The 21,249-nt window shown below is 70.0% G+C and carries 18 protein-coding genes and 1 tRNA gene; 10 read left to right on the plus strand and 9 right to left on the minus strand.

Annotated elements, in window-relative coordinates:
• Positions 1-68: 68 nt before the first annotated feature.
• The 4 genes from NBY65_RS28505 to NBY65_RS28520 form a co-directional block, all read right to left on the minus strand.
• Positions 69-2,264, minus strand: coding sequence for an RNA degradosome polyphosphate kinase (locus tag NBY65_RS28505; protein ID WP_150043519.1), 2,196 nt, complete (start codon positions 2,262-2,264; stop codon positions 69-71).
• A 209-nt stretch (positions 2,265-2,473) separates the two neighbouring features.
• A tRNA-Pro gene (locus tag NBY65_RS28510) sits at positions 2,474-2,550 on the minus strand.
• A gap of 57 nt (positions 2,551-2,607) precedes the next feature.
• Positions 2,608-3,096, minus strand: a complete 489-nt coding sequence (locus NBY65_RS28515) for a DUF192 domain-containing protein (protein ID WP_150043453.1) — start codon at positions 3,094-3,096, stop codon at positions 2,608-2,610.
• A complete protein-coding gene (locus tag NBY65_RS28520) occupies positions 3,093-4,223 on the minus strand; it encodes an acetoin utilization protein AcuC (protein WP_150043452.1) in 1,131 nt (376 codons plus the stop codon). Before NBY65_RS28520 ends, NBY65_RS28515 begins: the two co-directional genes overlap by 4 nt.
• Positions 4,224-4,460: 237 nt before the next feature.
• Here NBY65_RS28520 and NBY65_RS28525 point away from each other — a divergent pair, with 237 nt between their 5' ends.
• Positions 4,461-5,372: a PhnA-like protein gene (locus NBY65_RS28525; protein WP_150043450.1), complete on the plus strand. Its 912-nt coding sequence runs from the start codon at positions 4,461-4,463 to the stop codon at positions 5,370-5,372.
• Between the two features lie 233 nt (positions 5,373-5,605).
• Positions 5,606-6,529: an IS110 family RNA-guided transposase gene (locus tag NBY65_RS28530; protein WP_408895628.1), complete on the plus strand. Its 924-nt coding sequence runs from the start codon at positions 5,606-5,608 to the stop codon at positions 6,527-6,529.
• A 56-nt stretch (positions 6,530-6,585) separates the two neighbouring features.
• Here the strand turns inward: NBY65_RS28530 and prpB are convergent, their stop codons facing one another.
• Positions 6,586-7,509 (minus strand): methylisocitrate lyase, encoded by a 924-nt coding sequence (gene prpB / locus NBY65_RS28535; RefSeq protein ID WP_150045134.1) that lies wholly within the window; start codon positions 7,507-7,509, stop codon positions 6,586-6,588.
• Positions 7,510-7,778: 269 nt separating this feature from the next.
• Here prpB and NBY65_RS28540 point away from each other — a divergent pair, with 269 nt between their 5' ends.
• The 6 genes from NBY65_RS28540 to NBY65_RS28565 are packed head-to-tail and all read left to right on the plus strand — an operon-like array spanning position 7,779 to position 13,285.
• The gene (locus NBY65_RS28540) at positions 7,779-8,414 is read left to right on the plus strand and encodes an SRPBCC family protein (RefSeq protein ID WP_150045133.1); all 636 of its coding nucleotides are present in this window, start codon (positions 7,779-7,781) and stop codon (positions 8,412-8,414) included.
• Positions 8,414-9,328, plus strand: coding sequence for an AAA family ATPase (locus NBY65_RS28545; protein ID WP_150045132.1), 915 nt, complete (start codon positions 8,414-8,416; stop codon positions 9,326-9,328). The genes NBY65_RS28540 and NBY65_RS28545 overlap by 1 nt, the downstream gene beginning before the upstream one ends.
• Before the next feature lie 7 nt (positions 9,329-9,335).
• A complete protein-coding gene (locus NBY65_RS28550; protein ID WP_150045131.1) occupies positions 9,336-10,556 on the plus strand; it encodes a vWA domain-containing protein in 1,221 nt (406 codons plus the stop codon).
• 2 nt (positions 10,557-10,558) lie between these two features.
• The gene (locus NBY65_RS28555) at positions 10,559-10,879 is read left to right on the plus strand and encodes an XdhC family protein (protein ID WP_150045135.1); all 321 of its coding nucleotides are present in this window, start codon (positions 10,559-10,561) and stop codon (positions 10,877-10,879) included.
• Entirely contained in the window at positions 10,876-11,583 is a 708-nt protein-coding gene (locus tag NBY65_RS28560; protein ID WP_150045130.1) for an XdhC family protein, read from the plus strand. Before NBY65_RS28555 ends, NBY65_RS28560 begins: the two co-directional genes overlap by 4 nt.
• A 46-nt stretch (positions 11,584-11,629) precedes the next feature.
• A complete protein-coding gene (locus NBY65_RS28565) occupies positions 11,630-13,285 on the plus strand; it encodes an NTP transferase domain-containing protein (protein WP_150045129.1) in 1,656 nt (551 codons plus the stop codon).
• Between the two features lie 386 nt (positions 13,286-13,671).
• Here NBY65_RS28565 and clpB read toward each other — a convergent pair whose 3' ends face one another.
• Positions 13,672-16,254: an ATP-dependent chaperone ClpB gene (gene clpB, locus NBY65_RS28570; RefSeq protein WP_150045128.1), complete on the minus strand. Its 2,583-nt coding sequence runs from the start codon at positions 16,252-16,254 to the stop codon at positions 13,672-13,674.
• 263 nt (positions 16,255-16,517) lie between these two features.
• On the opposite strand from clpB, the gene NBY65_RS28575 reads away from it, so the two are divergent.
• Positions 16,518-18,188 (plus strand): methyl-accepting chemotaxis protein, encoded by a 1,671-nt coding sequence (locus NBY65_RS28575; protein ID WP_162530848.1) that lies wholly within the window; start codon positions 16,518-16,520, stop codon positions 18,186-18,188.
• 50 nt (positions 18,189-18,238) lie between these two features.
• Here the strand turns inward: NBY65_RS28575 and NBY65_RS28580 are convergent, their stop codons facing one another.
• The 3 genes from NBY65_RS28580 to def form a co-directional block, all read right to left on the minus strand.
• A complete protein-coding gene (locus NBY65_RS28580) occupies positions 18,239-19,336 on the minus strand; it encodes a transglutaminase family protein (RefSeq protein ID WP_150045124.1) in 1,098 nt (365 codons plus the stop codon).
• Positions 19,337-19,579: 243 nt separating this feature from the next.
• Entirely contained in the window at positions 19,580-20,209 is a 630-nt protein-coding gene (locus tag NBY65_RS28585; protein ID WP_150045123.1) for a COQ9 family protein, read from the minus strand.
• On the minus strand, positions 20,206-20,781 hold the full coding sequence (gene def, locus NBY65_RS28590; RefSeq protein WP_150045121.1) for a peptide deformylase: 576 nt from the start codon (positions 20,779-20,781) through the stop codon (positions 20,206-20,208). Before def ends, NBY65_RS28585 begins: the two co-directional genes overlap by 4 nt.
• Positions 20,782-20,946: 165 nt before the next feature.
• Between def and rpsU the strand changes: the two genes are divergently transcribed.
• Positions 20,947-21,150, plus strand: coding sequence for a 30S ribosomal protein S21 (gene rpsU / locus NBY65_RS28595; protein WP_150045119.1), 204 nt, complete (start codon positions 20,947-20,949; stop codon positions 21,148-21,150).
• The last annotated feature ends 99 nt before the right edge of the window (positions 21,151-21,249 follow it).

Below are 21,249 nucleotides of genomic sequence, written 5' to 3' on the forward strand. Positions count from 1 at the left end.
CCTCGACAGCCCGGCCAAAACAGCTTTGGCCATAGACGCATGTCCGGGATGGCGGTTCCTGTCCGTTATCAGTCCTGGCTGACGCGATCGTGGCGCCGCACCGCCACCTGCACCGTTGTCGCGCCGGCGCGCTTGGCCGCCGAGCCGCGACCGGAGAGCGAGGGGTTGGTCATGAAGTAGTCATGCGCCGAGACCGGCTTCGATCCGGGCACCAGCCGCGTCCAGACTCCATCCGGGCCGAGTTCCCAGGATTGCAGGCTGTCCTTGAGATTGGTGACCATGATCTGGTCGAGCACCTGGGCGTGCACGGTGGGATTGCGGATCGGCACCAGCGTCTCGACCCGCCAGTCCAGGTTGCGCTCCATCCAGTCGGCCGAGCTGATATAGACCCGCGCCTGTCGGCCCGGCAGTGGGTGGCCTTCGCCAAAGACGCAGATGCGGCTGTGCTCCAGGAAGCGGCCGACGATCGACTTGATGCGGATGTTCTCCGACAACCCTGGCACGCCCGGGCGCAGGCAGCAGATGCCGCGCACCACCCCCATCACCTTCACGCCCGCCTGCGAGGCACGATAAAGCGCGTCGATCAGGGTGACGTCGACCAGCGAATTGACCTTGAACCAGATCGTCGCCGGCCGCCCTTCGTTGGCGAAGGCGATTTCGCGGTCGATCAGCTCCAGCAGCGTCGGGCGCGTGGTCAGCGGGCTGAACGCCACCGCGTCCATCCGCTCCGGCCTTGCATAACCGGTCATGTAGTTGAACAGCCGCGCCGCGTCCCGCGTCAGGTCGGGGTCGGAGGTGAAGAACGACAGGTCGGTGTAGATGCGCGCGGTGATCGGGTGGTAGTTGCCGGTGCCGAAATGCGCGTAGGCGCGCATGGTGCCGCCCTCGCGCCGCACCACCAGGCTGAGTTTGGCGTGGGTCTTGAGCTGGGTGAAGCCGAACACGACCTGCACCCCCGCCGCTTCCAGCGAGCGCGCCAGCCGGATATTGGCCTCTTCGTCGAAGCGCGCGCGCAGCTCCACCATGGCGGTGACCGACTTGCCGGCCTCGGCCGCCTCGATCAGCGCCTTGACGATCGGGCTGTCGCGGCTGGTGCGGTACAGCGTCTGCTTCACCGCTACCACGTTCGGGTCCTGCGCCGCCTGGCGCAGGAACTGCACCACCACGTCGAAGCTCTCGAAGGGGTGGTGGACGATGATGTCCTTGGCGCGGATCGCCGCGAAGCAATCGCCGCCGAAATCCCGGATGCGCTCGGGGAAGCGCGGCGTATAGGGTGCGAACAGCAGGTCCGGCCGGTCGTCCACGATCAATTGCTTGAGATCGACCACGGCCAGCATGCCGCTCTCGCGATGGATCTCGTCCGGCGCGGCGTCCAGCTCGTCGGCCACCAGGGATGCGAGCTTCTCCGGCATCCCGGCATCGAGGTCGAGATGGATCACCACGCCGCGCCGGCGCTGCTTCAGCGCGGTTTCATAGGACCGCACCAGGTCCTCGGCTTCTTCCTCGAACTCGACATCGGTGTCGCGGATCAGCCGGAACAGGCCGCTGCCCTTCAGCCGGAAGCCAGGGAACAGGCGGTCGAGGAACTGCCTGACCACATCCTCCAGCATGACGAAGCGGATCGGCCCGTCCACGCCGGCGGCCGGCAGGCGGACGAAACGCTCGACCCGCGCGGGCAGCGGCAGCAGCGCGCTCATGTCGTGCCCGCCATGCTCGCGCAGCAGCAGCGCCATCACCAGCCCCATGTTGGGGATGAACGGGAACGGGTGCGCCGGATCGATCGCCAGCGGCGTCAGCGCCGGGAAGATCCGCTCCATGAACACGCTGTCGAGCCAGGCCAGCTCGGCATCCGTCAGGTCGGCGCTGCGGCAGATCTGGATCCCCGCCCCCGCCAGCAGGCCGCGCAGCTCGTCCCAGACGCGCTGTTGCTCACCGAGCAGCGCCGTGGCCCGCGCCCGGATCGCCACCAGTTGCTGCGCCGCCGTGCGGCCGTCCGGTGAGGTCCGCCGCACCTTGGCCTTCGCCTGGCCGATCAGCCCGGCCACGCGCACCGAATAGAATTCGTCCAGGTTGGAGGCACTGATGGACAGGAACCGCAGCCGCTCCAGCAGCGGATGGCGGGTGTTCTCGGCTTCCTCGACGACCCGGCGGTTGAAATCCAGCCAGGACAGCTCGCGGTTGATGAACCGCTCGGGGTCGTCGGCGGCGATGCGGACGCCGTCCTGCCCGGCCTGTTCCAGGCTGAGGCCGGGATCCGCGGTCATCGGCGCGAGCCGGTCGGTCAGATCGTCCACGTATGATCCCCCTTGCTGAGGCCGGGTGGCGGCCTTGCGGCGGCCGCGTATCGCATCCCCGCGGCCATGATCAACGCGAGCATTGCGGCGCGGGCGCACACCGGCGCAAGCGCATTCCCATGACAGAACGGGCGGCGGGCGCGGGCGATTCCGTCTTCAGGCGATGCGCATGACCGGAATGGTCGGGGCGAGAGGATTCGAACCTCCGGCCCCAGCGTCCCAAACGCTGTGCTCTACCAGGCTGAGCTACGCCCCGACTCCGGGCGGGAAGCTATGGAACCGGAGCGCGGAACGCAAGCCCGCCCTGATCGGATCAGAGGGCGTTGCCGAAGATGCGTTGCAGCACCCGGTCGCCGACCCGGATATCCAGCCGCTCGGCAGTGCCCGCGGCCAGTTCCAGCGTGGCCCGCACCTTCCCGCCGTCGATCACGGCCAGGCTGTACGGCACCGTGCGCTCGGCGATGCGGCGAATCGTGCCGTCCGCGGCGATGAACAGCATGTCGAGGCTGGCCACCGTGTTGCGCATCCACATCTGGCTCTCGCGCGGCACTTCCCAGTCGAACAGCATGCCGCCATCGGCGGGCACGGAGGGGCGGAACATCAGCCCGACCATCTGCTGCTGCGGCGTGGTCGCCATCTCCACGCTGAAGTCATGACGCTTTCCGTCATGCGTCACGATCACCAGCTTTTCCTTGGGCAGCTCCGGCTGCGGCCCGGTCGGCTCGCGGAAAGCCTGGGCGCGGACCGCCCCGGCAAGCCCGGGGGTGGACAGCAGCGCGGCGAGCAGGACACGGCGATTCATGCAGGCAAGGTCTCCTTCAGCGCGAGTCCGGCGAGCCGGCGGATCTCGTCACGGACGGGCCCTTCGCGCGGGGCATCGCGCAGGGTGGTGAACCAGTGCTCCGGCGGGTTGCGGCCGGCGGCCCGGTTGTAGGCCAGCCCACGCAGCACCGCCTCGGCCGGAGGCGTCATGCGCGCGGGGATGGCGATGCCGTTGAGCACCGCCCAGATCCCCGCCCAGCACCGCCCGACGGTATAGGGGTTGTAGCCGCCCCCGCCCACCACCACCAGCCGCGGCGCCAGCCCGCGCAGCGCGGCAACCACCTCGAAATGCGTGTTGTTGGACAAGGACAGACGTGCCAGCGGGTCTTCCTCCAGCCCGTCGGCCCCCGATTGCAGCAAGATCGCCTGCGGACGGAAGGCGCGGATCAGCGGCAGCACCGCCTGCTGCATCAGGTAACGAAACTCGCTGTCGTTGCAGCCGCGCGGCACCGGCAGGTTGCGCGCCATGCCGCCGGCCCGGTCGGTGGCGGCACCGGTATGCGGCCACCGTTCCGCCTCGTGGATGGACAGGGTGAACACCCGTGCATCGGCATGGAAGGCGTCCTGCACGCCATCGCCGTGATGCGCGTCGATGTCCAGGTAGACGATGCGCTCCAGCCCCTGGCCCAGCCATTCCAGCATCAGCAGCGCCGGATCGTTCAGGTAGCAAAACCCCGCCGCGCGGTCGGGACGGCCATGATGGGTGCCGCCGCCCGGACAATGCACTACCCCGCCCGCCCCGGTCAGCCGCGCCGCCAGCATCGCGCCCCCCGCCGAGGTCGCCGGCCGGCGCCAGATCTCCCGGTACACCGGGTTGCCGTCGGCGCCGATGCGATAGCGCGCCCGGTCCGCCTCGGAGACGGACTGGGTCGCCTCGGCGCGCCGCAGCGCGGCGAGATAACCAGGGTCGTGGAAGCGGGCCAGCTCCGCCTCGCTGGCCATCGGCGCTTCCACGTACGCCGCAGGCGGCAGCCAGCCCATCGCCCGGATCAGGTCGGTGCAGGTCGACACCCGCGGCACCGCGAGCGGATGCTTCGGGCCGTAGGTGGAGTTCCGGTAGATCTCGCTGCCGATATAGACGGGACGCAGACGCGGGTCGGGGAACATGGCGCTGCGCATATGCGCCGGGTTCGCCCCCCGGCAAGGCCGGGGGCCCGGGCCTTCCCGCCCGCTCTGTGATCAAAGCAACACAACAGTATGCCGCCGCCCGGCAGCACCGCAACTGCCGTCCCAGGCGGGCGTTCGGGGGCGTTCACGATGGGTTGCCCGCGCCCGGCACCGCCCCGTGCCCGCGGGTGCGTTCTTGCGACCAAGTGTTGCCCCCCTGAACACAAAGGACATGCCATGGCTGTTCAACATGATCCGGCCTATGCCGGCACCTACGCCCAAGAGACGATCGTGCCGGACGATCGCCGCACCTTCCTGCTCAACCGGGTTTCCTGGGGCGCCATCCTCGCCGGCGTGGTGGCCGCCCTGGTCGTGCAGATATTGCTGAACCTGCTCGGCATCGGCATCGGCGCCTGGTCGCTCGATGCCGCCAACGCCGCCGATAACCCGACCGCCAGCACCTTCTCCATCACCGCCGGCATCTGGTGGACGATCTCGGGCATCATCGCCTCCTTCGCCGGCGGCATCGTCGCCGGGCGGCTCTGCGGGGCCGCCCGGGCCAACACCGCCCGCTGGCACGGCCTGGTGACCTGGTGCACCACCACCTTCATCGTGTTCTGGCTGCTCACCTCCACCGTGGGCGCCATGCTCGGCGGCACGCTGAACGCGCTTGGCAACGCCCTGGGCGGGGCCGGCCGCACCGCGGCCTCGGCCGTCACCGGCATCACCCAGAACACCGACGGCAACGCCCTGGAAAACCGGGTGCGGCAACTGGTGAACCCGAACGAAACACAGAACGTCCAGGACAGCGTGCTCGCCTATGTCCGCGCCAGCGTGAACGGCGACCAGCAGGCGGCCGACACGGCCCGCGACCGCGCGGTGGACAGCCTCGCCCGCGCCGCCAATATCAGCCCCGACGAGGCACGCACCCGCATCAACCAGGCAACACAGCAGTACCAGCAGACCCTGGAACAGGCGAAGCAACGCGCCGCCGCAGCCGCCGAGGCAACCCGCAAGGGCATAGCCACCGCCGGACTGTTCGGCTTCGTGGCACTGCTGCTCGGCGCGGTCGCATCGTGGTTCGGCGGCGGCATCGGCACGCCCCTGCGCGAGACCGCGGTGGCGACCGATGCGGCGGGGCGGCTTTAGAAAAGGCAAGGCCAGGGCGCTGCCCTTGTATCTCAACAGGCACCCGAGCGCGTAGGGTAACGCGCTCGGGAGCGGAAGGGAGCCCGCCTTGCCCTGGGGTGATCGAGCCCGTGGTCCAGCACGGTGCCCCTTCCGCGGCTATGTCCGTAAGCCCGAACAGTCGCCAGGGACGGCGCAAGTCGATCCCGCATACGCAAGGACGGGTGATGGACCAGACGGCTCAAGAGCAATCGATGTTTGTTGGCATCGACGTTGCCAAGAAGCATCTTGATGTGCATGTGCTACCGGCGGCGACCAGTTTTCGTGTCGATCGGGACGGTGCCGGCCTGGATGATTTACGCGATCGGCTGCAGGGCTTGTCGCCTGCGCTGATCATTCTGGAGGCGACCGGAGGATACGAAAAGGTGGTGCTGGCCACTCTGGCTGGCGCTGGCCTGCCGGTGCTGGCGGTCAATCCCCGCCAGATCCGCGACTTCGCTCGCGCCTGCGGCCGGCTGGCCAAGACCGATCAGCTCGATGCCGCGGTGATCGCCCGCTTCGCCGAACGTATCCGTCCAGAGTTGCGGCCGTTGCCGGATGCCGCAACCCAGATGTTGGGCGAGATCGCCGCGCGGCGCCGCCAGATCATCGACATGATCTCCGCCGAAAGCATGCGCCTCAAGCAGGCCACCGCCCGCAAGCTGCAGCGCGGCATCAACGCCCACCTCGCCTGGTTACAGCAGGAACTCACTGACATCGATACGGATCTTGATAGCGCCATTCGCGAGAGTGACGTGTGGTCACGCAATGAGGCGTTGCTCGACTCGGTGCCAGGCGTTGGCAAGACAACCGCCCGCACCCTGCTGGCCGAACTCCCTGAACTGGGGACGCTCGACCGACGACATATCTCCGCTCTCGCCGGCCTCGCTCCGTTCAACCACGACAGCGGAACCCATCGCGGCAAACGCAGCATTCGCGGCGGACGCACCGTGGTGCGCTCCGCCCTCTTCATGGCTGCCTGGGTCGCCACACGCCGCAACCCCATCCTCAAGTCGGTCTACGAGCGTCTGATCGCCGCGGGCAAAGCACACATGGTCGCCCTCGTCGCCTGCATGCGCAAACTTCTCACAATCCTCAATGCCATCATCCGGGACCAGCAACCGTGGCAAGCCGCTTGACACGCAAGACAGTCGCTGGACCCGGCAGGGGCCACATGGCCCCTGCACCCCACTCCTTATTCGCGACCAGGAACCGGCGTCGGGACAACGGTCTTCACGATGGTCGCGTCCAGGGCCTCGTACGCATGCAGGCCGATGGCATCGTACAGCTCCTGGCGGGTCTGCATCCGCTCCAGCATCTGATGCGTGCCGCCATGCTCGCGGATCGAGGCGAACAGCTCGGCCTGCGCCTTGTTGGCGACCCGCAGCGAACTGACCGGCCAGATCACCATCCGATAGCCCATCTGCTGGAACTCGGCGGCGGTGAAGAACGGCGTGCGGCCGAATTCCGTCATGTTGGCGAGCAACGGCACGCCGGGCATGCGGCGGGCGAATTCCTCGAACATCTCCCGGCTGGTCAGCGCCTCGGGGAAGATCGCGTCGGCACCGGCCTCCATGTACAATTTCGCGCGCGCGACCGCGCCGTCGATGCCCTCGCTGGCCGCGCCATCGGTGCGGGCAATGATGAACAGGTGGCGGCGCGCCTTGCGCGCGGCGGCGACCTTGGCCGCCATGTCACGCGCGTCGGCCAGCTTCTTGTCGTTCAGATGGCCGCATTTCTTCGGCAGCAACTGGTCCTCGATATGGACCGCGCCGGCCCCGGCATCCTCGAAGGCGCGGACCATGTTCATCACGTTCAGCGCCTCGCCATAGCCGGTGTCGCCATCCACCAGCACCGGCAGGCCGCTCGCCCGGGTGACCTGGCGGATGAAGAAACCCACCTCGTCCACCGTGATGATGCCCAGGTCGGGCAGCCCCATCGACGCGGTCATGGCCGCGCCGGACAGGTACAACGCCTCGAACCCGGCCGCACGCGCCTGCAACGCAGCCATGCCATTGTGAGTGCCCGGGATCTGCAGGATCTCCGGACGCTCGAGCAGCCGGCGGAAGCGGACGCCGCCGGGCTCGGTGGGCAGGTCGTCGGCGACCAGATAGGTCATCGCAGCATCTCCGTGACAGGAAGGACAAGGGCACCCGCGGCCCGGGGGCGGCGGCAGACGCAGGCGCCGTCGCAGCATGTAGCCGAAGACATCGCCCCTGCGAACGCCCCCCCCCGGCCTGCCGCACGCCACCCCGCATGCCATGGAGGCTGGCGGAACCTGCCACGCCGTCCCACATTTCCCGCCATGCGAGGGGAAAAGGCAGGGCGTCTTCACAGCCGCTTCCCCATCGACATGGTCAGAGGCGCGCAACGGAGACGACTGACATCATGGACATGACCGGTGAGCGGCGCATCCAGGCGCCTCGCGACAGGGTCTGGCTCGCTCTCAACGACCCCGAGGTGCTCAAGGCCTCGATTCCCGGTTGCGAGAGCCTGGAGAAGACCTCCGACAACGAGATGAAGGCCACCGCCGCGGTAAAGATCGGCCCCATCTCGGCCCGCTTCAACGGCAAGGTCAGCATCACCGACCTCGAGCCGCCGGCGGGCTACCGGATCGCCGGCGAGGGCCAGGGTGGCGCGGCCGGCTTCGCCAAGGGCGGCGCGGCGGTGCGGCTCGCCGAGGACGGCGCCGAGGCAACCCTGCTGCGCTACGAGGTGCACGCCCAGGTCGGCGGCAAGATCGCCCAGCTCGGCGGCCGGCTGATCGACGCCACCGCCAAGCAGATGGCCGACACCTTCTTCACCCGTTTCGCCGCCCAGGTGGCGCCGCCGGTTTCCCCCGATACCGGCGTGTCGGAAACCGGTGCCGAGGCCCCGGCCGCCGCCCTGGCCGCTGCGGGCCCGGCCACGCTCGGCATGCTCGACCGGCTGCCCTCCGAGCCGCTCGGCCTGCCGCGGATCGCCTGGTTCGGCATCGTCGCCTGGCTTGGCATCGCGGCGCTGCTGTTCGGAAGCTACCTGTAGTGCTGCCGGCCACGGTCGCCGACACGGCCGCCCTGCTGGAAGCGGGCGGCTACGTGGCGGATGCCGCGCTGGCGACCACCGTGCACCTGGCGCTGGCCATGCGGCGCCCGCTGTTCCTGGAAGGCGAGCCGGGCACCGGCAAGACCGAGATCGCCAAGGTGCTGGCGTCCGGGCTGGGCCGGCGGCTGGTGCGGCTGCAATGCTATGACGGGCTCGACCTCGCCGCCGCAGCTTATGAATGGGACCATGCGCGCCAGTTGATGGCCATCCGCATCGCCGAGGCGGCCGGGACGGCGGACCGCGCCAAGCTGGCCTCCGACATCTACACCCGGGACTTCCTGCAGGCCCGGCCGCTGCTCGCGGCCATCGACCCCGATCTGCCACCCGCGGTGCTGCTGATCGACGAGCTCGACCGCGCCGACGAGCCGTTCGAGGCGTTCCTGCTGGAAGTGCTCGGCGATTTCCAGATTTCCATCCCCGAATACGGTACGGTGCATGCCCGCACCCCGCCGGTGGTGGTGATCACTTCCAACCGCACCCGCGAGGTGCATGACGCCATCCGCCGCCGCTGCCTGTACCACTGGGTCGACTACCCGGATGCGGCGCGCGAGCGGCGGATCCTGGCGCGCAAGGCCCCCGGCGTGCCGGAGCGGCTCGCGGCCGAGATCGTCGCCTTCGTGCAGACGCTGCGGCGCGAGGACCTGTTCAAGCTGCCCGGCGTGGCCGAGACGATCGACTGGGCCGCCGCGCTGAGCCACCTGCATCGCACCGAGCTCGATCCCGGCGCGGTGGACCAGACGCTGGGAGTGCTGCTGAAATACCAGGACGACATCGCCCGGGTAAAAGGCGCCGAGGCCGCCCGGCTGGTAGCCGAGGCCCGCGCCGCCGCCGCCCCGGCGACACCGTTCGGGTAAGGGGCGGATGGACCTGACCCCACCGCCCGCCGCGCTCCGCGGCGAAGGCAAACTCGCGCTGAACATCCTGCACTTCGCGCGGCTGCTGCGCCGGGCCGGCCTGCCGGTGGGGCCGGCCGACATGCTGGCCGCACAGCAGGCGGTGACGCTGGTCGATCTCGGCCAGCGCGCCCAGGTCCGCACCGCGCTCCACGCCACGCTGGTGCACCGGCACGAACATGCCGTCCTGTTCGACCAGGCCTTCGCGCTGTTCTGGCGCGCCCCGGACATGGCGCCGGAGTCCACCCCGGCCGGCCTGCCGGGGACGGATCCGGACCAGCCCGCCGTCCCCGCCCCGCCGGGCGCGCGCCGGCTCGCCGAAGCACTGGGACGGACGCCGCGGACGCGGGCGGCGGATCCGTCGTCGGAGCGCGAGGCGACGACCGGCGCCTCGGCGCACGAGCGGCTGCACACCATGGATTTCGAGGCCATGGGCGCGGCCGAGATCGCCGCCGCCAAGCAGGAGATCCGCCGGCTGGTGCTGCCCTTGCAGCTGCGCCCGACCCGCCGCCGCCGCGCCGATCCCGCCGGCCCGCAGCTCGACCTGCGCCGCACCATCCGCGCCAGCCTGCGCAGCGGCGGGGAGATCCTCGACATCGCCGCCACCAGCCGGGTCACCCGATCGCCGCCGCTGGTGGTGCTGTGCGACATCAGCGGCTCGATGAATCGTTACGCCCAGGTGCTGCTGCATTTCCTGCATGCCGTGGCCAATGACCGCGACCGCGTGCATGTGTTCCTGTTCGGCACCCGGCTCACCAACGTCACCCGCCAGTTGCGTCACCGCGATCCGGAAGCGGCCTTCCAGATGGTCGCGCACGCCGTGCCGGACTGGTCGGGCGGCACCCGCATCGGCGAGGCGCTGTCCGGCTTCAACCGGCTCTGGGCCCGGCGCGTGCTCGGCCAGGGCGCGGTGGTGCTGCTGGTCACCGACGGGCTCGACCGCGACGGTGCCGCCGGGCTCGCGGACGCGATGGAGCGGCTGCACAAATCCTGCGCCCGGCTGGTATGGCTGAACCCGCTGTTGCGCTGGGCCAGGTTCGAACCAAGATCGCAAGGCATCCGCGCCATGCTGCCGCATGTGGACGAGTTCCGCACCATCCACAACCTGGCCAGCCTGCGCGCCCTGGTGGAGTCGCTCTCGCGTCCGGCCGCGCCGCGCGAGATGGACCGGTGGAGGAAGGCGTCATGAGCATGACCGAGGCCGAGGATGTGCTGGCCACCGCCGCCGCGTGGCGGGCGGCGGGCGAGCAGGTGGCGATCGCGACGGTGACGCAGACCTGGGGCAGTTCCCCGCGCCCGGCCGGCAGCCGCATGGCGGTGACGGCGGGCGGGCGGATGGCCGGGTCGGTGTCCGGCGGCTGCATTGAGGGCGCGGTCGCCGAAGCCGCGCAACGGACCATCACCACCGGCACGCCGCAACTGCTGGAGTTCGGCATCACCAATGAACGCGCCTGGGAAGTGGGCCTGGCCTGCGGCGGGCGGGTGAAGGTGTTCGTGGAGAAGCTGTCGTGACACCGGAAACGCTGGCGGCCCTGACCGCGGCGCGCGCGGCCAAGCGGCCAGTGGTGCTGGCGACGAAGCTGCCCTCGGGCGAGCAGGTGCTGCTGCCGGATGCCTCCGCCCCCGCGGAGCTGGCCGAGGCGGCGCGGACGGCGCTGCGCGAGGATCGCAGCCTCACCATCAGCCTGTCCGACGGGGAGTGGTTCCTGCAGGCGTACAACCCGCCGGTGCGGCTGATCCTGGTGGGGGCGGTGCATATCGCGCAGGCACTGGTGCCGATGGCGGCCCAGCTTGGGCTTGCCGTGGTGGTGGTGGACCCGCGCCGGGCCTTCGCCACCGAAGAGCGCTTCCCCGAGGTGACCATCCGTACCGACTGGCCGGACGAGGCGATGGAGGCGCTGGCGCCGGATTCGCGCACCGCGGTGGTGACGCTGACCCACGACCCGAAGCTCGATGATCCGGCCCTCGACCGGGCGCTGCGCAGCGAGGCGTTCTATATTGGTGCACTCGGCAGCCGGAAGACACATGCGGCCCGGCTGGAGCGGCTGCGTGCGCTCGGCCATGACGAGGCGGCGCTGGCGCGCATCCACGGACCGGTGGGGCTGTTCATCGAGGCAGTGACGGCGCCGGAAATCGCGCTGGCGATCCTGGCGGAATTCGTGGCGGTGCGGCGCGGGGCGAAGCTGGCCGTCCGGCAGGCGGCGAAGGCGGCGTGACCCCGCAGCCAGTGCCTGCCGCAGCCGTGTCCCTCCGGTCGCCGCGGTGATCTTCGCCACTTTCCCCCTCGCCGAGGCGCTCGGTGCCGTGCTCGCCCATTCCCACCGCCTGCCCGGGCGCGTGCTGAAGAAGGGCGCGGTGCTGGACGCGGCGGCGATCGCGGCGTTGCGGGAAGCCGGGCGAGACAGCGTCGTCGCCGCCCGGTTCGAACCGGACGACGTCGCCGAGAACGAAGCGGCCGAACGGCTCGCTGCCGCGGTGGCGGCCCCCGGGCTGCAGCCCGGCCGCGCCGGCACCGGCCGCGTCAACCTGCACGCCACCGGTGCCGGACTGCTGCGCGTCGAGGCCACGCAGGTGGACCGGATCAACGCCGTGCACGAGAGCCTCACCCTCGGCACGTTGCCCGATGATGTCGTGGTCGCCGCGCGGGAGATGGTGGCGACCATCAAGGTGATCCCCTTTGCCGTTCCGGGCCCGGTGCTGGCCGAGGTGGAGCAGCTCGCTGCCGCCGTGCCGGCGCTGACACTGCATCCGTTCCGACCGTTGCGCGCGGGGCTGGTGCTGACCGAGCTGCCCGGGCTGAAGGAAAGCGTCACCGACGCCACCATCGCCGCCACCGAGGCGCGGGTGAGCGCCCTGTCGGGCACGCTGCTGCCGCCGCTGCGCTGCCCGCACGCGGAAGAGGCCATCGCCGCGTCGCTGCGCCGCCTGCTTGCCGGCGGTGCCGAGTTGCTGCTGGTCGCCGGCGCCTCGGCCACGGTGGACCGGCGCGACGTGGGACCGGCGGGGGTGGTGCGCGCGGGCGGCGCGATCGACCATTTCGGCATGCCGGTCGATCCGGGCAACCTGATCTGCCTCGGCCATATCGGTACGGTGCCCGCCTATGTGCTGCCCGGCTGTGCGCGCAGTCCCAGGCCCAACGGCATCGACCGGGTGCTGGCGCGGGTGTTCGCCGGGTTACCGGTGGGCGCGGCCGAGGTGATGCGCATGGGCGTGGGCGGGTTGCTGAAGGACACCAGCGCGCGCCCCCTGCCCCGCGCCAGGGCCGCCGGCCGTCCCCCTGAGGCGATGGCACCGGCACCACGCCGGCCACGGATCGCCGCCGTGGTGCTCGCCGCCGGCACCTCGACGCGCATGGGGCCACGGAACAAGCTGCTGGTCGCCGACCGCGGCGGCAAGCCGATGATCGCCCGCGTGGTCGACAACGTGCTGTCCTCCGCCGCCCGCCCGGTGGTGGTGGTCACCGGCCATCAGGCGGAGGCGGTGCGTGCCGCGCTCGGCGGGCGGCCCGTCGGCTGGGTGCAGGCATCGGATTATGCAGCCGGCCTGTCCGCGAGCCTGAAGGCGGGCATTGCCGCTTTGCCTGAGGAAGCCACCGCCGCGCTCGTTTGTCTCGGCGACATGCCGCTGGTCACCGGCCGGATGATCGACCGGTTGCTGGCCGCCTATGACCCCGACGAGGGCCGCGCCATCGTGGTGCCGACGCACCAGGGCCAGGCTGGCAACCCGGTGCTGTGGGACCGCGCCTTCTTCCCCGAGATCCTGGCGTTGTCCGGCGACAAGGGTGCGCGGGAGCTGTTGCGGCACCATGCCGAGCAGGTCGTCGAGGTGGAAGTCGAAGACGCCGTGCTGCGCGACTTCGACACGCCGGAAAGCCTGGCCCGGTTGCCGCAACGGCTGCGACCTGTCGATGTTGGTTAGGCTTTTGCCGGGCCTGGCGCTGGTGCTCGCCAGTTGCGGGCGGCCCGCGCACGCTGGTCTACGACCGCCGCGCCATCGAGGGGCCGACCGGCGGCGTCCACTCGCACTTCGTCGCCTTTCCCTGTCAGCAAGGTTCTGGCTGTTGAGCCTGTCGGGGCTTCACCCCGACAGGCTCAACAGCCAGAGCAAAAGTAGGGCGGATAAGCGCAGCGTCATCCGCCATCGCTAAGCTTCGCAAGGTGGCCGGCTTGCGTTGGCGGACTGCGTCCGCCCTACATCAACTCACGGGCTCCCGGAACCCCATCCTTGCCGCGCAGCGAGAATGGGGTGCAGGGGCCGTGTGGCCCCTGCCGGGTCAAGGGCGGAGCCCTTGCCTTCCCTTTCTCTTAAGCGGCTTCCGCCAGTTTTCCGTTGATCACCAGCCCCTCGTCGTTGGCGGAGACGTGCACTGTCTCCCCTTCGCGCACCGTCCCTTCAAGGATCAGCCCCGCCAGCACGTTCTGCAGGCTGCGCTGGATCACCCGTTTCAGCGGCCGGGCGCCGTAGACGGCGTCGTAGCCTTCGCTGGCCAGCCACTCGGTGGCGCTGTGGTCGAGGTCGAGCGTGATCTTGCGGTCAACCAGCAGGCTGCGCAGCCGCTGCAACTGGATCTCCACGATCGCGGCCATGTCGCTGCGCTGCAGGCGGCGGAACAGCACGATCTCGTCCAGCCGGTTGAGGAATTCCGGCCGGAACCGTGCGCGCACCACTTCCATCACGTCCTTGTAGGCGAACGCGATGTCCTCGCCCTCCGGCTGGGCGGCCAGGATGTCGCTGCCGAGGTTGGAGGTCAGCACGATGATGGTGTTCTTGAAGTCCACCGTGCGCCCTTGTCCGTCGGTCAGCCGCCCGTCGTCGAGCACCTGCAGCAGCACGTTGAAGACGTCTTCGTGGGCTTTCTCGACCTCGTCGAACAGGATCACCTGGTAGGGCCGGCGCCGCACCGCCTCGGTCAGCACGCCGCCCTCGTCATAGCCGACATAACCCGGCGGGGCACCGATCAGACGGGAGACGCTGTGCTTCTCCATGAACTCGCTCATGTCGACGCGCACCATCGCCCGTTCGTCGTCGAACAGGAACTCGGCGAGCGCCTTGGTCAGCTCGGTCTTGCCGACGCCGGTCGGGCCGAGGAAGAGGAAGCTGCCGATCGGCCGGTTGGGGTCCTGCAGCCCGGCGCGGGCGCGACGGACGGCGTTGGCCACCGCCTTGAGCGCGTCCTCCTGGCCGACCACGCGGCGACGGAGTTCGCTTTCCATGCGCAGCAGCTTGGCGCGTTCGCCTTCCAGCATCTTGTCCACGGGCACGCCGGTCCAGCGCGACACCACCGAGGCGATCTGTTCCTCGGTGACGGCCTCGTTGACCAGGTGGCCGGAATCCTGGGCTTCGGCGAGTTTCTTCTCCAGTTCGGGGATCTCGCCATAAAGCAGCGCCGAGGCGCGCCCGAGGTCGCCGCGCCGCTGCGCCACCTCGACCTCGCTGCGGGCGGCGTCCAGCCGTTCCTTCAGCTTCTGCCGTTCGGCCAGTTTTTCCTTCTCGGCCTTCCAGGCGGCGGTCAGGGCGTTGGAGCGTTCCTCGAGATCCGCAAGCTCGCGGTCGAGCCGGACGAGACGGTCGCGGCTGGCCGCATCTTCCTCGCGCCGGAGCGCCTCGCGCTCGATCTTGAGCTGCATGACGCGGCGATCGAGCTCGTCCAGTTCTTCGGGCTTGCTGTCGACCTGCATGCGCAGCCGGCTGGCCGCCTCGTCCACGAGGTCGATGGCCTTGTCGGGCAGGAAGCGGTCGGTGATGTAGCGGTTGGACAGGGTCGCCGCCGACACCAGGGCGTTGTCGGTGATGCGCACGCCGTGGTGCAGCTCGTATTTCTCGCGGATGCCGCGCAGGATCGAGATGGTGTCGGCGACCGAGGGCTCGCCCACGAAGACCGGCTGGAAGCGCCGGGCCAGGGCGGCGTCCTTCTCGACGTGCTTGCGGTACTCGTCGAGCGTGGTGGCGCCGATGCAATGCAGCGCGCCGCGGGCCAGTTCCGGCTTGATCAGGTTGGAGGCGTCCATCGCCCCGTCGGCGCGGCCGGCGCCGACCAGGGTGTGCATCTCGTCGATGAACAGGACGATCTCGCCCTGAGCGGATTCGATCTCCTTCAGCACGGCCTTCAGCCGTTCCTCGAACTCGCCGCGATACTTGGCGCCGGCCACCATCGCGCCGAGGTCGAGTGCCAGCAGGCGCTTGCCCTTCAGCGCCTCCGGCACGTCGCCGTTGACGATGCGCAGCGCGAGCCCTTCGACGATGGCGGTCTTGCCGACGCCGGGCTCGCCGATCAGCACCGGGTTGTTCTTGGTGCGGCGGGCCAGCACCTGGATGGCGCGGCGGATCTCCTCGTCACGGCCGATCACCGGGTCGAGCTTGCCTTCGCGTGCCAGCGCGGTGACGTCGCGCGCGTATTTCTTCAGGGCGTCGAAGTTGGCCTCGGCGTTCTGGCTGGTGACCTTGCGGCCCTTGCGGATGTCGGTGATGGCGCGGTCCAGCGCCTGCGGCGTCACCCCGGCGTTGCGCAGCGCCTTGGCAGCGGGGCCGTCGGAGGCGGCGAGTGCCACCAGCAACCGGTCCTGGGCGACGTATTCGTCGCCCGCTTTCTGCGCCGCGGTCTGGGCGGCATCGAGCACGCGCACGAAGCCGGGCGTGGCACCCGGCTGCCCGGCGCCGGCCCCTGAGACCTTGGGCAGCCTGGCGAGTTCGGCCTCGACCGCGCCGCGCGCGGCACGATCATCACCGCCGGCGGCACGGATCAGCCCGGCCGCCGCCCCTTCCTCGTCGTCGAGCAGGGCCTTGAGCAGGTGCTCGGGCGTGAGCTGCTGGTGGAACTCGCGGATGGCGATGGTGGAGGCGGCCTGGATGAAGCCGCGCGAACGCTCGGTGAACTTCTCGAAATCCATGTGTTGTGTCCCTGTGAAGGCGACCCCCGCGTGGCCGCCCCTCCCCGAGGCAACGGCGACGCTGAACAGTATATCCGCGCATCGAGATGGTGTGCGAGCCCGGCGAACGCAAGTGCAGGCAGCCCCTGCCCCACGCCCGGCGGGCGAGCGGGGGCGTAGCCATTCCCCGCCGCAGGCAGGGGTTTTACGCCGGCGCCCTTCACCTGTCGTTAAGCGTCCGGCGGCATGGTCGGGCATTGCTATGCCATTGCCAGGATCGGTCCATGACCCTCCGCACCCGCATTCTGTTCGGCTTCGCCGTGGCCTTTCTTGCCTGCCTCGGCCTGGGGCTGATCTCGCTTTACCAGACCCACCGCCTCAATGCGGTGGCAGCCCGCTTCGGCGCCGAGTTGCTGCCGCATGTCAGCGTGCTCGCCGATCTGCGCGCCGAAGTGAATGAACACAACCGCATCCTGCTGCGCCACGTGATCGCCGACACGCCCCAGGCGATGGCGACGCTGGAATCGCAACTCACTGACGAGACCGGGCTGATCGACGCCTTCTTCCGGAACGCGGGGTCCGCCTTCACCGCGCCGCAGCAACAGCGCCTGCTGGAAACCGCGCGCGGCGCCTGGGCGGCGTATCGCGAAGCGGCGGCGGGGGTGATCGCGCTCGGCCACGAGGGTGGCGGGCAGCGGATGGAAGCCGCGGCGCTCGACCGTGTCGGGGGGCTCTACCAGAAGTTCGTCGATACCGTGAACACCATGCGCCAGACGATCGTGCTGGAGGCATGGACCGGCGTCGGCACCACCCGCAGCACCTATCTGTTCGGGATGTGGCTGACGATCGGGGCCATGGTGGCCTGCGCCGGGGTCTGCGGCATCGGTGGCGTCATGACCATCTCCAGCGTGTGCCGCCCGGTCCTGACGCTGGCCGGGCAGATGCGACAGGTCGCCGCCAGGGAACCCGGCATCGTGGTGTTCGGCTGCGACCGGCGCGACGAGGTCGGCGCGATGGCGCAGGCCCTGGAACAGTTCCGCCAGGACCTTGCCGCCGCCGATGCCACCGCCGCGCAGCAGGAGACGGAGCACCGCGCCCAGGAACAGCGGACGATGCGAGTGACCGGGCTGGCCGCCGATTTCGACCACTCGATCAGCGCCGTGCTGGAGGCGTTCTCGGCCGCCGCACACGAGCTCGAATCCACGGCGCACAGCATGGCCAACATCGCCGAGTCCACCAACCGGCAGGCGCTCGGCTCGGCCGAAGGGGCGCGCCAGGCCAGCGCCAACGTGCAGACGGTCGCCGCCTCGGCCGAGGAACTGGCCGCCTCGCTCGGCGAGATCGCCCAGCAGGTCGGCCGCTCCAGCCAGATGGTGGCAGAGGCCACCGCCGAGGCACGCGCCACCGATGCCAATGTCGGCGAACTGGCCGAGGCGGCCGGGCGCATCGGCGAGGTGGTGCAGTTGATCTCCTCGATCGCCAGCCAGACCAACCTGCTGGCGCTGAACGCCACCATCGAGGCGGCGCGGGCCGGCGATGCCGGCAAGGGCTTCGCCGTGGTGGCGGCCGAGGTGAAGGCGCTGGCCAACCAGACCACCCACGCGACCGACGAAATCGCCCGCCAGATCGCCGCCATCCAGGGCAGCACCGGGCGCGCGGTGGAGGCGATCCGCCGCATCACCTCGGCGATCGCGGCGGTCAGCGAGGTCGCCACCGGCATCGCCGCCGCGGTCGAGCAGCAGACGGCCGCGGTCACCGAGATCTCCCGCAGTGCCGCGGATGCGGCGCAGCACACCAACACCGTGTCCAGCGCGGTGGCCGCGGTCACCAATGCCTCCGCCGAAGCCGGCACCGCCGCCACGCAGGTACTCGACGCCGCCGGCGACCTGGGCCGGCAGACCGCATCCCTGCGCGGGGAAGTCACCCGCTTCACCGCCGAGATCCGCGCCGCCTGACCTCGCCCGCCTGACTCCGCCTGGCCGGGCGGGCCGCCTTGCCCGCCCGGTCAGCCCATCGCCGTCTCCGGCGCCACCCGGGCGGGAAGTTCCGCCTCGGGCATCGCCGTCACGGGCCTCTCCATCCCGGAGATTCCGGGTTCGCTGGCCTCCGTCACCGGTGCCCCAGTCGTCACCGGTGCCCCGGTCCAGGTCGCCCGCCCCGCCGGCGCGCCGCAAGCGCGCAGCTTCATGTCACAGGCGGACATGTCGGCGTTGTCCCCGACAGCGACTTCCACGTTCACGTACATGCCGGCGGCATCGCCGGGCATGCCAACGAACCCACCCGCCACCGGCACGGCCTGTTCCGGCGTGCGGGCGGTGCAGACCCGGATCAGATTGCGGCCGGCGACCAGGCCGTTGGTGGGATCGAACTCGACCCAGCCGGCCCCGGGCAGGTAGACCGCGCACCAGGCATGGGTGGCACCGCCGCCGACCACCGGATCGGAGCTGTCCATCAGCGCCGCGTCATACAGGTAGCCACTGACGAATCGCGCGGCGAGGCCAAGCGAGCGGCAGGCCTCTATCATCAGCAGGGCGAAATCCCGGCAGGCCCCGGTGCCGGTCGCCAGCGTGACCAGCGGCGAGTTGGTGCCCTCGGCCTCGCGCGTGGCATAGGTGAAATCCGCCTTGATCGCCTGCGTCATCCGGGTCAGCAGGTCCATGGTCGGCGTCGGTTCGCCACGGCGCAGGAAACTGCGGGCCCAGGCATCGACCTGCCGGTCCGGATCCCGGTAATGGCGCTCGAGCAGGCGGGCAAGGTCGGGGAATTCCTCGGACGCATAGCTGAAGGGAAAAGTCTCGGCGGCCGGATCGAGCGTGGCCAGCGGCTCCTCGGCACCCACCGGATAATGCTGCAGGTGCAAGGTGGAGACGATGCGCAGCAGATCGGCCCGCATCGCGGGATCCCATTCCAGGATGCAGACGGAATTGCCGAAAACGTCATGCGCCCAGTGCATCCCCTGCGCCGGCGGGGTCAGGGTCAGGGTGGCCCCGAGCAGGCGCAGGTCATGCGAGTCGCGCGGGCGCGTCATCAGCCGGTGCGCGGTGAAGCGCACCGGCCGGGCATAATGGTACTCGGTGGTGTGGACGACACGCACCAACGGCATGTGCGGTCCGATCCGTTCGGGAAGCGTCGAGGGCTTAGATGACGTTGAAGAGATAGAGCAGGATGATGATGGGGATGGGAAGCCCCAGGAGCCAAAGCAGGATGCCACGCATGGCGTTTCCCCTTGCCGGATGTTCGCCACCGCAACGCTCCTTCAGCCGAGACGGTTGCCGTTATAAACCCGAACCCCGAAGGAGTTCGGGTTTTTGCTTCGCTGTGCGCGCAGCCACCGCCCTCGCCGGGATCAGGCCGCGGCCTCCCCCGGCAGGCAGCGCTCGATGGCCGTGGCGGTCCGGCGCTGCCAGCGATGGAAGCACGCATGATCGGCGAGCCGCCGGTCGAGGAAGGACAGCGTAGCGGCATCGTCGTCGCTCTGGTCGCGCAGCCAGAACAGCAAAGTCGCGCCATAGATCGCGCTCAGGATCACACGTTTCGTATACCAGGAAAAATCCGTCGAGCGGTCGTCGGCTGCGTGCCAGATCGAATCGACGGTCCGCGCCAGCGTCCGCGCCGACAGCCGGGCATGGCGCGGCAAGGCCAGCAGCGCCAGCGCCCGGCGCACCGCCTGCTTGTGCGGCCGCGCCGCCGCCAGCCGCAGCGCGATGGCGAATCGCACCCGCTCGGTCAGGCGCAGCCCCTGCAAGTCCTGCGCCGCCATGGCCTGTTCCATCTGGCGGTCCTCCAGGTCGATATAGGCCTCGACCAGATCGGCCGGTCCGCCGGGAAACAGCAACTCGGCATCCAGCGGATCCTGGCCCGCCTGCCGCAGCGCGTGGCGCAGCGCAACCAGGCTCCAGCCCTCGGCCGGCACCAGCGGCAACAGCGCGGTGATGGCGGCGTCGCGCGCGGGCGAGCGCTCCGGCGGCGCGATCATCGGCCTGCCTCCGCCGCCTGCCGCGCCGCCAGGTGCTGTGCGGCGAGCGCCTCGGCCTTCGCCAGTTCCTCGTTGAAGCCGAACAGACGCAAATCGGTCATGCGCATCGGATAGAGCACCCCGTCCAGATGATCGTTCTCGTGCTGCACCACGCCGGCATGGAAGCCGGTGACCTCGCCGCCGAGCGGGCGGCCTTCGGTGTCGACGCCGGAATAGCGGATGCGCCAGTGCCGCGGCACCGCCGCGCGCAACCCGGGAATCGACAGGCAGCCTTCCCAGCGCAGGCGCAGATCCTCGCCCACCGGCTGCACGCGCGGATTGATCACCACGGTGGTGCCGACCGGACGATCATCCGCATCGCCGCTGCCACGCCCCTCCGGCACGCGGAAGACGAAGATCCGCAGCGAGGCATGCACCTGCGGCGCCGCCAGCCCTGCGCCGGACGCATCCTCCATGGTCTCGATCATGTCGGCCACCAGGCGGCGAATCTCCGGCGCGGTTGGATCCGACACCTCGACAGCACGTTGCAGCAGCACCGGGTGGCCCATGCGGGCGATCTTCAGAATGGCCATTTGCGTCTCCGGTCACGGAATTAGGGGCGCGCATCAAACATTGGGCGCAGTTGCGCGTTGGCGAGGTGCGATGGCCGTGTTATAGCGGCCGTCCTCCGTCCGGGCCCCCTGGTCGGAACCTTTTTCATACCCGCAAGGGCTTCAACCACAGGAGCATGCCGCCAAGTGCAGGTTCTCGTCCGCGACAATAACGTCGACCAGGCGCTTAAGGCGCTCAAGAAGAAGATGCAGCGGGAGGGTGTCTTCCGCGAGATGAAGCTTCGCCGTCACTACGAGAAGCCATCCGAGCGTCGTGCCCGCGAGGCCGCCGAGGCTGTTCGCCGTGCCCGTAAGATGGAGCGCAAGCGGCTGGAGCGCGAGGGCTTCTAAGCCCCCCCTTTCCCCCGTTACGGGCCCGTCCAGCCTTTCGACGGTCGGTTTCCCGCGCCGCCCAGGCTTCCTGCCCAGGTCCGCTCACCCAGGACCCGG

The organism is Rhodovastum atsumiense, assembly GCF_937425535.1.
GTDB classification, from domain to species: Bacteria; Pseudomonadota; Alphaproteobacteria; order Acetobacterales; family Acetobacteraceae; genus Rhodovastum; species Rhodovastum atsumiense.

Coding starts and splice junctions, on each gene's coding strand:
- NBY65_RS28555 (WP_150045135.1), top strand. CDS start 10,559: ATGACCGAGGCCGAGGATGTGCTGGCCACCGCCGCCGCGTGGCGGGCG.
- NBY65_RS28575 (WP_162530848.1), top strand. CDS start 16,518: ATGACCCTCCGCACCCGCATTCTGTTCGGCTTCGCCGTGGCCTTTCTT.
- prpB (WP_150045134.1), bottom strand. CDS start 7,509: ATGACCTATCTGGTCGCCGACGACCTGCCCACCGAGCCCGGCGGCGTC.
- NBY65_RS28580 (WP_150045124.1), bottom strand. CDS start 19,336: ATGCCGTTGGTGCGTGTCGTCCACACCACCGAGTACCATTATGCCCGG.
- NBY65_RS28540 (WP_150045133.1), top strand. CDS start 7,779: ATGGACATGACCGGTGAGCGGCGCATCCAGGCGCCTCGCGACAGGGTC.
- NBY65_RS28520 (WP_150043452.1), bottom strand. CDS start 4,223: ATGTTCCCCGACCCGCGTCTGCGTCCCGTCTATATCGGCAGCGAGATC.
- NBY65_RS28515 (WP_150043453.1), bottom strand. CDS start 3,096: ATGAATCGCCGTGTCCTGCTCGCCGCGCTGCTGTCCACCCCCGGGCTT.
- clpB (WP_150045128.1), bottom strand. CDS start 16,254: ATGGATTTCGAGAAGTTCACCGAGCGTTCGCGCGGCTTCATCCAGGCC.
- NBY65_RS28525 (WP_150043450.1), top strand. CDS start 4,461: ATGGCTGTTCAACATGATCCGGCCTATGCCGGCACCTACGCCCAAGAG.
- def (WP_150045121.1), bottom strand. CDS start 20,781: ATGGCCATTCTGAAGATCGCCCGCATGGGCCACCCGGTGCTGCTGCAA.
- NBY65_RS28505 (WP_150043519.1), bottom strand. CDS start 2,264: ATGACCGCGGATCCCGGCCTCAGCCTGGAACAGGCCGGGCAGGACGGC.
- NBY65_RS28585 (WP_150045123.1), bottom strand. CDS start 20,209: ATGATCGCGCCGCCGGAGCGCTCGCCCGCGCGCGACGCCGCCATCACC.
- NBY65_RS28550 (WP_150045131.1), top strand. CDS start 9,336: ATGGACCTGACCCCACCGCCCGCCGCGCTCCGCGGCGAAGGCAAACTC.
- NBY65_RS28530 (WP_408895628.1), top strand. CDS start 5,606: ATGTTTGTTGGCATCGACGTTGCCAAGAAGCATCTTGATGTGCATGTG.